This is a genomic window from Moellerella wisconsensis ATCC 35017, assembly GCF_001294465.1.
GTDB classification, from domain to species: Bacteria; Pseudomonadota; Gammaproteobacteria; order Enterobacterales; family Enterobacteriaceae; genus Moellerella; species Moellerella wisconsensis.
On the sequence record NZ_LGAA01000001.1, the window covers coordinates 16,641 to 31,947 of the forward strand.

Here is a 15,307-nt window from a genome sequence, read left to right on the forward strand (position 1 = left end):
ATAATATATAACCAATAGTGAATTATTAATATTAAATATATAACAAATAATAGGTAATTGATTATTAATTAATATCGAATATAAAAGCAGGGATATCTTCCCTGCTATCAATTAATTTTCATGTAAACCACATTCTCGTTTTAAACCAAAGAAACGCGTTTCTTCTTCGCTCATTCCAGGCTGCCATTGACGAGTTGTATGAGTATCACCGACAGATAAATATCCTTGTTCCCATAAAGGATGATAAGGCAAATTATGCTGCTTAAAATATTGATATATATCTCGGTTATTCCAATCAATTACTGGCAATATTTTAAATATGCCTTTACCTATACCTAAAACCGGTAACGATGAACGACTGGTGGATTGTTCTCGGCGTAAACCTGAAAACCACGTTTGTGCCTGTAATTCAGCTAGCGCTTGCGCTAGCGGTTCAACTTTATTGATCTGATTATAATGCGCTATTCCCTCAACACCTTGTTCCCATAATTTACCGTAGCGAGCCTCTTGCCAAGCTGGTGTTTGTTTCGCTCGATATACCTGCAAATTTAGTTTTAGACGTTTGGTTAATAAATCAATAAATTGATAGGTTTCTGGAAATAAATATCCAGTATCAGTCAAAATTACTGGAATATCAGGATATTCACTCGTTACAAGGTGCAACATAAGCGCGGCTTGAATACCAAAACTTGAGGTCAGAACATGCTGGCTGGGAAGATGTTCCAGCGCCCAACGAACTCGCTGTTGGGCATTCATATTTTCAAGCATCTGATTAGTTTCAAACAAAGCTGCCTGCTGTTCTAACGCTGGCAAGCCGGTAATATGTATTAAATCGAGTCGACTCATACCGCCTCCTGTACCTGATAAAAATCAACCGCAGAATTAATCACCGGTTTAACAATATCAGCTCTAATCAAGAAATCACCGAAACCTTCATTTTCAGTACGTTCTTTCCCCCAACGAGCAATCAATGGCGTTAAAATAGTCAGAATTTCCGCGGAGCTAATATTTTCTCGATACAATCGTGGGATACGACTCCCTATTCGATTGCCACCTAAATAAAGGTTATAGCGATCAAGCGCTTTACCCACCAGCCCAACTTCTGCCAACATCGCTCGGCCGCAGCCATTAGGGCATCCAGTGACTCGTAAAACAATGTGTTCATCGCCTAGGCCTTGCATAGCAAGGATATTATCTACTTCGCTGACAAACTGCGGCAGAAAACGCTCCGCTTCAGCCATTGCCAATGGGCATGTCGGAAAGGATACACAAGCCATTGAATTTTCACGCTGTGATGATACTTCATCACTAATAAGCCCATGTTGACGAGCAATTTGTTCTATAGCGTGTTTTTCTGCTTCTGCAATTCCCGCAACAATCAGATTCTGATTAGCGGTTAAACGAAAATCACCTTGATGGATCGCCGCTATTTTAGCGACACCGGTTTTTAAGGCACGCTGCGGATAATCAATTAAGCGACCATTTTCAACAAATAAGGTTAAATGCCATTTATTATCAATGCCTTTGAGCCAGCCTATCTGATCACCTCGGTGAGTAAACTGATAGGGGCGGATCTCCTCAAATTTAACCCCTGCACGGCGCTCAACTTCTTGTTTGAATGTCTCGATACCGACGCGCTCTAAGGTGTATTTAGTCTTAGCATTTTTGCGTTCAGTACGATTTCCCCAATCGCGCTGGGTAGTCACAATTGCTTCGGCGATCGCTAAGGTATCTTCTAAGGCAATATAACCGAACTCACTGGCCAAACGCGGGAAGGTATTGGTGTCACCATGGGTCATCGCCAACCCCCCACCGACTAATACATTAAAACCAATCAATTTCCCATGCTGCTCAATCGCCACAAAATTCATATCGTTAGCATGGAGATCAACATCATTTAATGGTGGGATCACCACCGTAGTTTTAAATTTACGCGGTAAATAAGTCGTACCTAAAATAGGTTCTTCATCTGTCGAATCAATTTTTTCTTTATCTAACCAAATTTCGGCATAAGCCCGAGTGCGAGGCAATAAATGTTCTGAAATTTTCTTCGCCCATTCATAGGCTTGCTGATGCAATTCAGATTGTACCGGGTTTGAGGTACATAGCACATTGCGGTTAACATCATTCGCTGTCGCTAGAGCATCCAAACCAACATGCGCCAACATTTGATGTGCAGGCTTAACATCGCCTTTAAGAATTCCATGAAACTGAAACGTTTGGCGATTAGTGATACGGATACTGCCATATAACGTATGTTCACTGGCAAATTTATCGATATCTAACCACTGTTTCGGCGTAATAACGCCACCAGGCAAGCGACAACGCAGCATCATGGCATGGCGAGGCTCCAGTTTCTGCTCCATTCGCTCGGCGCGAATATCACGATCATCTTGCTGATACATACCATGGAAACGGATCAGTAAAAAATTGTCGCCTTCAAATCCACCTGTCAGGCCATTCTTTAGATCTTGCGCGATCGTTCCTCGCAAAAAATTACTTTGCAGTTTCATTCGCTCACTATCAGCTAGTTTGCCTTCGACAATTAAAGGGCCCTGTTGTTTTTTGCTCATTAGTAGACATCCCTCTGATAACGGCGCTCAACGCGCAATTCACTTAAATATTCATCTGCCAGTTCTTTGTCCATCGCACCATAAGTAGCAATGATTTCTAATAACGTTTCTTCGACATCTTTTGCCATTCGATTAGCATCACCACAGACATAAATATGAGCACCTTGTTGTATCCAGCGCCAAACTTCTTCGCCCTGTTCACGCAATTTATCTTGCACATAAACTTTTTCAGCTTGATCTCGTGACCAAGCTAAATCAATCCGAGTCAATAATCCTTGTTTGACATAACGCTGCCATTCTACTTGATACAAAAAGTCTTCAACAAAATGAGGATTCCCAAACAATAACCAATTTTTGCCTGTCGCCCCTTCATTGTCACGTTGCTGTAAAAAAGCGCGGAAAGGTGCGATCCCCGTACCAGGACCAATCATAATGACTGGAGTTTCGGGCGAACTTGGTAAACGGAAATTTTCGTTATGCTCAATGAAAATCTTGATTTCATCGTCTTCTTGTAAGCGATCAGCGAGAAAACCAGAGGCTCCACCGGTACGCTCTCGCCCATCGATAGAATATCTCACTACGCCGAGCGTTAGATGCACTTCGTTATCAACTTCTGCCTGTGAAGAAGCGATAGAATATAAACGCGGAGTCAGCGGACGTAATATATCAACCCATGCCTGAGCCTCCGGCTGAGCCGCAAACTGGCGTACCATATCGACAATCGGTACATCGGCGGCATATTGTTGTAACGCCGACTTGTCACTTAGCAGGGATAAGAGGAATTCGTCATTAGATAAATGCGCATATTTTTCAACAATTAAATGCGTATTTTGGGTTAATTCAAGATGATAAGTTAATGCATCGCGTAGGCTATATTGCTGCTGCGCAATAGTGACTATTTCATCACCTTGTAGCCATAATAAACCAATTAATTCATCAACTAACTGGGGATCATTGCTAAACCATACGCCAAGAGCATCTCCCGGCTGATAACGCAACCCGGAATCGGCTAAATCAATTTCAAGATGTCGAACATCTTTGTCTGAGTTACGCCCAGTAATTTTTTGATTTACTGACAGTGTTGCACTCAATGGTGAGGTTTTGCTGTAAGGTGAACGCGTTATTTCATCTAAACTGCCGGATTGTTCTTGGGCTAATTGAGCTGTCGACTGTACCGGCATACGCTGCTTAAGCACCTGAGTTATCTGCTCAATCCATGCCTTCGCAGCCTCTTGATAATCAACATCTGCATCTACCCGCTCCGCCAAGCGTTGCGCGCCTAATTCACTTAATCGCTGATCAAAGTCTTTTCCCGCTTGGCAATATTTATCGTAAGAGCTATCGCCTAAACCGAAAACTGCAAAATGTGTATGGGATAAATTAGGTGCTTTTTTAGAATATAGATATTTATACAATGCGACGGCTTCTTCTGCGGGTTCACCTTCGCCTTGTGTCGATGCCACAATAATAACCGCTGTTTCTTGAGCTATCTGCTTAAACTTATAATCTCCGGCATTTTTCAACTTCACATTAAGTTTTTCAGCCACCAGCCTATCCCGAAGCTGCTCGGCTAATCGCCGGGCATTGCCTGTTTGAGAGGCTGAAATTATCGTGATCGTTTCTGCGGCAGGGATCGCGGGTATCGTCGTATTATCTACGGTGCTATTTTGCTCAGACTTACCCCAAAAATAACCTGACAGCCACGCTAATTGATGTGGAGAAAAATCATTCACAGTCGCTTGTAAACGACTTAATTGCTCTGAAGATAAAGGTAATATAGCTGTAGGTGGCTGTTTCGTTGTCATTGTCCTGATAACCTCAAAATGATGTATTCCATCTTTATACCCCAACAAAACTTAACGCGGAGCTTACATAAGTAAACGATGTCGATATTTAGATAGCTGCACAGTAGGTTATAACACCGCAAACTACAGGGATAAGAAACGATAGCCATAACTCATAACTAAACGAACTAAACAAAATGATTGATTAGTGATACCAGCAAAACTGGTTAATTAGAATTTATTAATAAATAGCGAAAACAACCGCAATTGAAGTAGAATACACCGCTAAGCTATATCAAAGGAGACGATAATGAGTACGACAATATTTAAAGATTTTCATTTTGAGGCTGCTCACCGTCTTCCTCATGTCCCTGAAGATCACAAATGCGGGCGCCTACATGGACATTCTTTCATGGTACGCCTTGAATTAACTGGGGAAGTCGATAGCAAAAGTGGATGGCTTGTGGATTTTAGCGATGTAAAAAGGATCTTTAAGCCGATTTGGCAACAGCTAGATCATCATTATCTCAATGAGATAGAAGGATTAGAAAATCCAACCAGTGAAGTATTAGCTCAGTGGATTTGGCATAAAACTAAACCTTTGTTGCCATTACTTAGCGCCGTCATGGTACAAGAAACCTGTAATGCGGGTTGTATCTATCGTGGAGATGCCGGGTAATTCAATCTTTATGAAGCAATAGCGCTAATTACATTGCGATAATTAGCGCCAATAATTAATGCACTCGCTTTATCGATGTTGATACCATAATTTCTACAACAACAATAATTTCTACAATAACAATAATTTCTAGAACAATAATAAATAACTCAGCCGTTAAGCAATATTTAAATATTTATGTGTCTGAACGGATAAACGCCAATTACGCGCAATACAGGTTTCAATACATAATTTAGTGGCGGATAACTTCTGGCTAATCGGTTGTAATGAAACGGTCAAATCACTGATATTATCTCTTAATAACAGTAAGTGATCTAAAGCCTCAATATCTTTCTCTCTTGCTACCGGATGCTTTATCTCATTAGCGCGGTCAATCGCCTCTTTTAATACCTTTAATCCACCTTTCATACCGACTTTTGGCGAAACTGTAACCCAAGTATTCTCTGAACACTGAATAGGATAGGTTCCACTAGTCTCTATTTGGCAGCGATATCCGCGAGCTTCAAGCCCTTGGGTCAATATCCGTAAATCATAAATACAAGGTTCACCACCGGTAATGGCAATATGACGGGCAGTGTAATTCTGTTGCTCAAAACGTTGAATAATTTCATCGACCGAAGCAAAAGCCCATTCATCGTTTTCAACCTGCTTGATTAAGATATCCCCCAAAGAGCGCTGTTTCTGTGGCTCTTGCTGCCAAGTATGTTTGGTATCACACCAACTGCAACCCACCGGGCAACCTTGTAAACGGACAAATATTGCGGGGACGCCAGTAAAAACACCTTCACCTTGTAACGTTTGAAAAATTTCATTAATTGGATATTGCATAACCTTCTCTACGGCATTAAGTTCAGCCAGCATTATATACTCAAAGTAGACCAAATACAGAAAGATGAGATAACGGGTATTCAATCAACTAATTAGTACTAATAATAATATCGTTAGCTGATAGAGATATCTGCCGCTTTAAAGAATGACATAGAATTTGTAGATATCTATCCCGTGATTCCTCAACTTTATGATAATGTAAGCATCTTGCGTACATAGGACTGTTCCTATGTTCTTAAATAAACCGGGACAATATCCGGTACATCATGACAGATATGGGAAATGATATGCAAAGTAGTAATCAAAATCAGCTCAGAAAGGGGTTGAGTGTCCGGCATATTCGCTTTATGGCGTTAGGTTCAGCGATTGGTACCGGATTATTTTATGGTTCAGCATCGGCAATTCAGGCTGCCGGCCCTGCGGTACTGATAGCTTATATGATTGGTGGTGCCGCAGTATTTATGGTCATGCGCGCATTGGGAGAAATGGCAGTCCATCATCCTGTGCCGGGATCATTTGCCCATTACGCTAGCCATTATATGGGGCCATTAGCCGGCTTCTTAACCGGCTGGAATTATGTTTTTGAAATGCTGGTGGTATGTCTCGCCGATATTACGGCCTTCGGCGCCTATATGGGATTCTGGTTCCCCCATGTTGAACCGTGGATTTGGGTATTAAGTGTCGTTTTAATTATTGGCGCTCTAAATTTATGCCATGTTAAAATTTTTGGTGAAATGGAATTCTGGCTATCTATCATCAAAGTAAGTGCTATTATCGCAATGATTGTCGGTGGCGCATTCTTGATGTTTTATGGTTTTGGCCAAGAAACCGCGCATTCAACAGGGATAAGTAATCTCTGGGAATACGGTGGATTTATGCCTAATGGGGTTACAGGGGTTATAGCCTCGCTCGCCATTGTCATGTTTGCTTTTGGTGGAATTGAAGTTATCGGTATTACTGCCAGTGAAGCTAAAGATCCTGAAAAAACCATCCCGAAAGCTATCAATGCTGTACCTATTCGTATCTTATTATTCTATGGATTAACCCTTTTTGTTCTGATGTGCATCTATCCATGGAATCAAATTGGCTTATCTGGCAGCCCGTTTGTGCAAATTTTTTCCAGCCTAAATATTAGTTCAGCCGCAAATATCTTAAATATTGTCGTTATCACCGCGGCTATTTCCGCGATTAACAGCGATATTTTCGGTGCCGGAAGAATGATGTACGGGATGGCTAATGAAGGACAAGCACCGAAAGCATTCACCAAACTAAGCCGTAATGGTGTGCCATGGGTTACCGTACTGGTAATGTCAGTCGTGATGTTAATCGGGGTTTATCTTAACTACCTTATCCCTGACCGTATTTTTGTTATTATCGCGTCTATTGCGACTTTTGCCACCGTCTGGGTTTGGTTAATGATCTTACTTTCTCAAGTTGCAATGCGCCGCAAAATGAGCCAAGAAGAAGTGAAAAAGCTCAAATTCCCAGTGCCTTTCTGGCCGGTAGGTCCACTACTGACCATCGCCTTCATGATTTTTGTCATTGCCCTGCTCGGCTTTTTTGAAAATACCCGAGTCGCTCTGATTGTAGGTATTGCCTGGGTTATCATATTATCATTAACTTATTTTATCTTCGTTAAAAAACAAACCAGTAAAAAATAAGCCAGTAAAAAAATCAATATCGACCGATATTATTATATTGAGTTAACAAAAAAGCCATTCAACTGATTACAGTGAATGGCTTTTTTATCATCAGAATCTAGCTTAATTTAACGCTATTTTTTTTCGCCTGCAGACTTATCATTAACGATAAAATGATGCATTGAACGTGCCCGAGGATGAATAAAGAAATGCCCTTTCGGCGCGTTATGTGACTGAATGGGTACCAAAGTCACATTGGTTGTTTTACCTTTTTTATTGTGTAGCCCGTAAATAATAAAAGGGATGGCTAATACAATAAGAAAACTGATTACCAAAGAGATCACATAGATTTCGTTACCTTCGCTTCCAGGTAATGAACTTGGTGGAAAGAAAGAAACCACAAATGCTAATACCGATACAATAAATCCAATTGACGCTATTAAAATCTTAACCCCATTACCGCCAGGTACATTAAAAGCGCGTTTTTTCTCTGGCTGTTTACGCACTAAATGAATATATCCGAGAAATAACATGAAATAACTGCATAAATAGATCACCACAGTCAAAGACAAGGCAATCAAGAAAGACATATTATTCCCACCGCCAGTATTTGTTAGAATAATCAGAGCAACAGTAGTAATAACCAATTGAGAAATAACCAGCGCAACAGGTACACCATTTTTATTCACTTTAGCTAAACATTGCGGCAAAATACCTTTTTGCGCGGTAACATACATTCCGCGAGAAGGTCCCACAATCCAAGAAGCGATTTCAGCTAATACGCCCAGCAACAATAATGCCGCGATAATTCGCACAGCCCATTCAAACCCTGCGCCATAATGAGCGATTAATACCTCAAAGGTTTGAACAACCCCAGCAGAGAGATTAATTTCAGCATGAGGGATCACCGATGCAACTGACAAGCCCCCAATAGAGCTCAAACAAATCGCCGCAATCATTAACATCAACATGGCCAACGGATAATCACGACCAGGATTTTTCATCTCATTAACGTGAGTCGCTGATGCTTCAACCCCCATATAGCTCAGAATAAATGCAACAAATACCACTAAAGTGCCTATCTGAGTAAAATCAGGGAAAAAAGTTGAGGCGTTCATTTCAATGGCAAGTGGAGCACCACTAAAAAGATAATTAATCGCTAATATAACTAAAATAATAGCGGGTAATAAAATACCTGCAAAGAAGCCAATCTTAGCAATTCGAGCCGTATATTTGGTGCCACTAAATTGAGTAATAGCCAAAACCCATAAAATAACTAAACCCGCAATAGTTTTAGTTATTGGGTCTTGATTTAATGCTGGCCAATTTAAAATATAAGACAATGCGCCGAGGACAAAATAAAGCATTGGAATAAAACCAATGGCTATCTGTAAATATCCAAATGAGATAGCGGCAAAACCCCATTTTTCGCCCAGTGTATTTGAAACCCAAGTAAAAACACCGCCTTCTTCCCAACCTTCCACGGTAGCCATTTCAGCCGCACATAAACCGACTGGAATAAACCATAATAATCCGCCTAGAAATAAGAAAAAAACTAAGCTAAAACCTGAAGTTGCAAAAGTTGGATATTCATAAACTGCCATAACCATCGATGCGGTTATTGCAAAGAATCCTAATAAAGATAATTGTTTTGGAACGGAGCTACTTTTTATATTAGCCATAACCATTCTCCTGAAAAACTCAACGATACACATCTACCGCCATTTAGTTAGAACAGAGAATAATAATTATCCTCTGTTCTACAAATTAAAATAATATGATCTTAAAATAGCGATAATAATTTAAGTAGTGAACGTAAATGATTAAATATAATTATTCCGATAATAAGAGAACTTCACCAATTTATAGCCAAGCTCCCTTTAATTTATATCACTAAAAAATTACCAATATCGCTATTATCCGTGATTGAAGCCACCTGCTTCTTCAGCAGATAATGGATTACTGACCGGATGTTTTTCAAAATAAGCCAGTGAACGTTTAATATCTTCAATGAGTAGGCTGCCTAAGTCATAGCTCACCCCATGACGAACAAGAATACGCTGAATGACTAAATCTTCGCGATGAGCAGGCATTGAATATGCAGGAACCTGCCATCCACGGCTACGCAATTTATCGGCTAAGTCATACAAGGTATACCCCCCAATAGCAGCATCTTGTTTTAATTTCCACGCTAATGCAGGGATACCTTTTTGGCTATCACCATCAAAAATAATCTCGAAAGGCCCTAATTTTTCAATTTCAGCGGCAAGATATTGTGCTGTCGCATAACAAGCATTATGGATCTTCGCATAACCTTCACGGCCTAAACGTAAAAAGTTATAATATTGAGCAATAATTTGTCCACCGGGACGAGAGAAGTTTAATGCAAACGTTGGCATATTACCGCCAAGATAATTGACATTAAATATTAATTCTTCTGGTAAATCAGAGGCTTCTCGCCATACAACCCAGCCTGCACCAAGAGGTGCCAACCCAAATTTATGCCCTGACGCATTAATTGATTTTACTCGAGGTAAACGGAAATCCCATTCAATATCCGGCGCACAGAATGGTGCCAAAAATCCACCACTAGCCCCATCGACATGGATAGGAATATCCAGACCGGTGTCTTTCTGTAACTTATCTAAGGCATCATGAACTGCTTTTACAGGCTCATATTGGCAGGTGAAAGTAACCCCCATAGTCGGGACTACACCGATAGTATTTTCATCCACACGCTTAAGAACTTCTTCTGGGCTCATGATCAGCCGATCCCCTTCAAGCGGGATTTCTCTCAATTCTACATCAAAATAACGTGCAAACTTATGCCAGCAAATTTGTACCGGTCCGCAGATTAAATTTGGCTTATCTGTTGATTTTCCTGCTGCTGCTTGTTTTTTCCTCCATTGCCATTTTAATGCTAGCCCACCCAGCATCGCTGCTTCAGATGATCCTATAGTTGAACAGCCTAAGGTTGTATCTGGAGTTGGTGAATTCCATAAATCCGCTAGCATTTTAACGCAGCGAGATTCTATTTCTGCGGTTTGTGGATATTCATCTTTATCAATCATATTCTTATCAATTGATAGATCCATTAACTCACGGATTTCATCATCAACCCACGTTTGGCAGAATGTGGCTAAATTTTGGCGGGAATTACCATCCAACATAAGTTCATCACGAACGGCACTAAACACATTGCGAGGATCTTTTTCTTTAAGTGGAAATTTTGATTTTGGCAATGAAGATGATAAATCAACTGATGCATATACATCATCTAATCCATCATAAGCGGGAGCAACTGATTTTTTATTCATGTTAAACCTCTTGTAATATGCCAAATTGAAACAAGCTTAGTTGTTTATTCGCTCAGATATTAAGTAAAATAGCCTTTATAAGATTATTTTTACTCTATGGATAAATAAATTCAGTATATACCTAGAAAAAAATTACATAGGTAATTAATAACCTCATAAAAAAGCATACTAACGATAATATTAGGACGATTAAATAAATATACAAGAGATAAATCAAATTAAATTAATTTAATTTGAAATAATCCAAACAAGATCAATAAAAACAATTTAAATTATAAAATTTAGTTAATCCTAAGTTTCTTAATTCGATTGATTTTAAATAAAAGATATTAATTCGGTTAAAACTAAGTTAATATTAAATAACAATCAAATAAATAAATCTTATTAAGATATTATTTATTATATTTTCATTACTATATAAAAATATAATTTTAAATATTGTTTATAAATTATAAGCTAAAAATTAAATGCCTGTTCCAAATCAGCGATCAAATCATCAGCTGATTCTAAGCCAATCGATAAACGAATTAATCCATCACTTATTCCGTGATGCAATCTTTCTTCTGGAGTATATGTTGAATGGGTCATACTTGCCGGATGCTGGGCTAATGATTCACAATCTCCTAAACTTACCGCACGCGAGAATAACTGTAATCGATTCAATAATTGTTTTCCACCTTCTAACCCACCGACAATTTCAAATGCGATCATACCACCAGGAAGTTCCATTTGCCGAGAAGCTAATTCATATTGAGGAAATGAGGCTAAGCCCGGATATAATAACTGCGTTACTTTTGGCTGTTGATTTAAATAATCAGCCACCTTCTGAGCATTAAAAACAATTCTATCCATGCGAATTGGCAGGGTTTTCATTCCTCTCAATATTAAAAAAGCATCATTTGGAGATAAACATGCTCCTGTCATATCCTTTAACCCACTGAAACGTATTTTTTCAGCCAACACATTTGATGTGGCCACTGCACCAGCTATAACATCACCATGACCACTCATATACTTAGTTAAAGAATGAATAACAATATCTGCACCAAAATTAATTGGCTTCTGAATATAAGGTGTGCAATAAGTATTATCGACCACGACTAAGGTATTATATTTTTTTGCTATCTGACTTATGGCTTGAATATCAACTAATTTCATATTGGGATTAGCTGGCGATTCACAGAATATCATTTTGGTATTATGGTTAATTGCTAATGAAAATAATTCAATATTATTAAAATCTACATGTCGTATTTTTACACCAAATCGCTCTAATCCATGATGAAAGAAAGAATAAGTACAACCATAAGTTGTCATATCAACTAACAGCTCATCTCCTGGATTTAATAAAGACCAACATACGGATGTTATTGCTCCCATGCCAGATGAAAATACAATACCAGCTTCAGCATTCTCTAAATTAGCTACTCGGCTTTCTAGCAAAGATAATGTAGGATTGTTTATTCGAGTATAAACATACCCCTGCTCTTTGCCATTAAAACATTCGCCAGCTTTTTCAACTGTCGAAAAAGTAAATGTTGATGATTGATATAATGGTGGAATCAATGACCCAAGGTGACTATCTGGTGAATAATTGTGATGAATAATTCGAGTATTAAAAGAAAGACTATTACTTTTTGACATAATAACTCCAAGTTAATATAATTTATCATTCAGAAGTTTTTTGTGTTCTCTGTGCCATTATTTGTAGCGTTCTTAATATAATAGAAATGCCTTTTAAGGTATCAGGATCTTTTAATAAAGAAAAAACTGTTCTTAGATTATATTTTTTATCTATATATGATAATTCCATTTTAGACATATTAAAGGCGTTAATTACTTCCCATACAGGAACCAATATATCCTCAAAACTATTTGATATTTTTTCTATAGTACTATTATCAATAATATCCACGAGATCAGATAATAGAGATAAAATATCTACTATATTATCTAATCTATTTAGTTTTAATAATGGTGTTATTTTTTCTAAAAAATGAGAAATACCTTCTGATAATTGAGTATCAATATTTTGATCGACTATCTTATCTATCATAAGATTAACCTTTTACATTAGACCGCGAACTGTTGCCCAATATAATCCACGATTAAAGCCATTACGGAACATCCCACCCAGTTTTGTGGCGGGTGTTGGTATAACATCATGCTTATAATCATACTGTAATGGCATTCCTGCATTAAGTCCCATTTGGGCAATAGCCTGTACTCTGCCATCATAGATTGCACTCGGATAACCATAAACTATTTGGCCATAAATATTATCAGCAACTACACCAGCCTGATTATGACAGCTTCCTCCCGCTTTACTAATCGGTAGATCGACCGTATCACCAAGAACATAAACATTATCAAGCCCATAAACCTGCAATGTTTCATGATCTGTTGGAAGCCAGCCTTCACCATTGTTATATTCACTTAAATTTGTATTAATAACAGCTTTTACAGCAGTTATCGGAGGAGTACTAATTAATATATCGAACGATTGCTTTTTTCCTTCTGAGGAAAAAGCAATTTTTTTATCCGGATCAACTTTTTCTAAAGTAAAGCCTCGCTGAAATTGTATATTTTTTAATTTAAATATTTCAGGAATAACCTCACATACAGGCTGTTGCATAAACAAGCAATTACGTAATAATTGTGAGGTTGTAGGATAAGTATAAATTATTTCAATTTTATCTCTAACTCTGCGCTTACGTAAAAATTCATCAAGCATTAAAGTAGTTTCTATAGGAGCGATACCACATTGGTGTGGTACATTTGGGGTTTTAGGAAAAGATACCGTAATAAATATTCGTCCTTTTTCTATCTTAGATATTTTATCTGCTAATTTTCTTGCTGCTTGATAAGAATAAAAATGATCTCCCGTATCCTGAAGACCTTCAATTTTATCTGGCCGAGGAACACATCCTGTAGCAAAAATCAGATAATCATAATTATATATTTTTTTAGATTCAGATAATATTTTTTTATTTTTAAAATCAAAAGAACAAGCCTTATCAATAACTAAATTTATTTCTGGTCTTAATAAAGAGCATTGTGGACGAGATAGTTCCTCTTTAAAAAATAAATTAAATGCAACATACATAAATGCGGGTTTATAATAATGCATAGGATTATCAGTAAGTAATGTTATTATTATTTTTTTTTGGGATATTTTACCATTTAATTTTCTAGCTAAAATATTAGCTAATATTGTCCCACCAGTACCACCGCCAAGAATGAAAATATGTAAGGGTTCCATATAGACTCATTAAATAGTAATATATAAGTATTGATAACTATAGAATGAAATAATGAAACTGCAAATTATTTTATTATTATTTTTAATGCCATACAGGTATTATTTTTAAAATAATAATATTTTTAGGTTATCATAATATATGTTAATTCATTTTAGGTAATCTAAATTTAATCTCTATTGGATTATGATCCGAAGCATTTGTTTTTATTATGTTAGATTTTTCAACCTGTAAGCCACGATAAAAAACATAATCAAGTGGCCTACCAAAAGCTAAAGTTCGTAGATCATCTAAGTAAGTTACCTCTTTTAATCCCACACTCCGAATGAATCGTTTTAGTGCATTAATTCGTTGGCGACTCCATGCATTAAAATCTCCACCTAAAATAACTGGTCCTCGATGTTTTTTTATATGAATCCCTAGCTTATTTAATTGCCGAGTATAAACATCAACACCAAAACTAAAATTAACTGCATGAACATTAACCACCATTAAATGCTGTCCATTAGGTAATGGATAAACCGTAATCAATGCAGATTTAGCTAATCTCAATAATGGCTCTTTTTCACGAAGAGGACAGCAATAAATGGGATGTGCAGTTGCCAGCGTCATAACACCCGCAGGATGGGGCGAAAAAGGTAAAGCTGGGACTTGATCGGCAATTAACTGAGCGCGTGCAGTGAAAGAAATTAGCTCAGGAGACATTTGTGCTTCCTGTAATAAAATTAATTTTTTTTCTGCCACTAGTTCATGAAGAACTTTCTGCCAGTTAGGCCGCTGCTGTTTATAAATATTCCAAATAAGTACATTCAGGTATTCTCCTCCTGAAAATAATGGCAAACCAACAGGCAGTGACTCATCCAACATATGTTCAGACATAGGTTGGATCCGTTGTACAGGCTCCCCTGCCACATATCTCATTGAGTAAGTTTTCTTAGCCATTATTTTTTCCTATATATTGCTCTATGAGCATGGCTATATCCTAACAAAATTTGAGTGCGAATAATTGATAAAAAACATAAATAAGAAAGAGGTCTATTTACTATCTATATTAGATATTTTTATAACTAGCTAATATATTTATTTAAAATAACATATTGAATTTAGTTGTTTTAAATAATAAATATTAATAACTGATGAAATATAAAGTGATGTAAATAATAGAAATGTAATGAAAAATAATATTTATAACAAAAAAGCCCCAAGAGAATATTCTCTTGGGGCTT

12 protein-coding genes are annotated in these 15,307 nt (G+C 37.6%); 2 read left to right on the forward strand and 10 right to left on the reverse strand.

The window, feature by feature from the left end:
- Positions 1 to 111: 111 nt before the first annotated feature.
- The 3 genes from M992_RS00080 to cysJ are packed head-to-tail and all read right to left on the reverse strand — an operon-like array spanning position 112 to position 4,378.
- A complete protein-coding gene (locus M992_RS00080; RefSeq protein WP_053906864.1) occupies positions 112 to 846 on the reverse strand; it encodes a phosphoadenylyl-sulfate reductase in 735 nt (244 codons plus the stop codon).
- Complete coding sequence (gene cysI, locus M992_RS00085; protein WP_053906865.1) at positions 843 to 2,573, reverse strand: assimilatory sulfite reductase (NADPH) hemoprotein subunit; 1,731 nt, start codon at positions 2,571 to 2,573, stop codon at positions 843 to 845. The genes M992_RS00080 and cysI overlap by 4 nt, the downstream gene beginning before the upstream one ends.
- Positions 2,573 to 4,378, reverse strand: coding sequence for an NADPH-dependent assimilatory sulfite reductase flavoprotein subunit (gene cysJ / locus M992_RS00090; RefSeq protein WP_053906866.1), 1,806 nt, complete (start codon positions 4,376 to 4,378; stop codon positions 2,573 to 2,575). Before cysJ ends, cysI begins: the two co-directional genes overlap by 1 nt.
- 286 nt (positions 4,379 to 4,664) lie before the next feature.
- Here cysJ and queD point away from each other — a divergent pair, with 286 nt between their 5' ends.
- Positions 4,665 to 5,036, forward strand: a complete 372-nt coding sequence (queD, locus tag M992_RS00095; protein ID WP_197076024.1) for a 6-carboxytetrahydropterin synthase QueD — start codon at positions 4,665 to 4,667, stop codon at positions 5,034 to 5,036.
- Between the two features lie 156 nt (positions 5,037 to 5,192).
- On the opposite strand, the gene queE is transcribed toward queD, so the two are convergent.
- Positions 5,193 to 5,864: a 7-carboxy-7-deazaguanine synthase QueE gene (gene queE / locus M992_RS00100; protein ID WP_053906872.1), complete on the reverse strand. Its 672-nt coding sequence runs from the start codon at positions 5,862 to 5,864 to the stop codon at positions 5,193 to 5,195.
- A gap of 287 nt (positions 5,865 to 6,151) precedes the next feature.
- Between queE and M992_RS00105 the strand changes: the two genes are divergently transcribed.
- Positions 6,152 to 7,525: an amino acid permease gene (locus M992_RS00105; RefSeq protein WP_053906873.1), complete on the forward strand. Its 1,374-nt coding sequence runs from the start codon at positions 6,152 to 6,154 to the stop codon at positions 7,523 to 7,525.
- 113 nt (positions 7,526 to 7,638) lie between these two features.
- On the opposite strand, the gene gadC is transcribed toward M992_RS00105, so the two are convergent.
- The 6 genes from gadC to M992_RS00135 all read right to left on the reverse strand — a co-directional run bounded on the left by gadC (position 7,639) and on the right by M992_RS00135 (position 15,023).
- Positions 7,639 to 9,186 (reverse strand): glutamate/gamma-aminobutyrate antiporter, encoded by a 1,548-nt coding sequence (gadC, locus tag M992_RS00110; RefSeq protein WP_053906867.1) that lies wholly within the window; start codon positions 9,184 to 9,186, stop codon positions 7,639 to 7,641.
- A gap of 234 nt (positions 9,187 to 9,420) precedes the next feature.
- Positions 9,421 to 10,821, reverse strand: coding sequence for a glutamate decarboxylase (gad, locus tag M992_RS00115; protein ID WP_053906868.1), 1,401 nt, complete (start codon positions 10,819 to 10,821; stop codon positions 9,421 to 9,423).
- A gap of 456 nt (positions 10,822 to 11,277) precedes the next feature.
- The gene (locus tag M992_RS00120) at positions 11,278 to 12,465 is read right to left on the reverse strand and encodes an aminotransferase class I/II-fold pyridoxal phosphate-dependent enzyme (protein ID WP_053906869.1); all 1,188 of its coding nucleotides are present in this window, start codon (positions 12,463 to 12,465) and stop codon (positions 11,278 to 11,280) included.
- A 25-nt stretch (positions 12,466 to 12,490) separates the two neighbouring features.
- Positions 12,491 to 12,877, reverse strand: coding sequence for a helical membrane plugin domain-containing protein (locus M992_RS00125; protein WP_134473774.1), 387 nt, complete (start codon positions 12,875 to 12,877; stop codon positions 12,491 to 12,493).
- A 12-nt stretch (positions 12,878 to 12,889) separates the two neighbouring features.
- Complete coding sequence (locus M992_RS00130) at positions 12,890 to 14,083, reverse strand: NAD(P)/FAD-dependent oxidoreductase (RefSeq protein WP_053906870.1); 1,194 nt, start codon at positions 14,081 to 14,083, stop codon at positions 12,890 to 12,892.
- Positions 14,084 to 14,225: 142 nt separating this feature from the next.
- Positions 14,226 to 15,023: an endonuclease/exonuclease/phosphatase family protein gene (locus M992_RS00135; protein ID WP_053906871.1), complete on the reverse strand. Its 798-nt coding sequence runs from the start codon at positions 15,021 to 15,023 to the stop codon at positions 14,226 to 14,228.
- Positions 15,024 to 15,307: the final 284 nt, after the last annotated feature.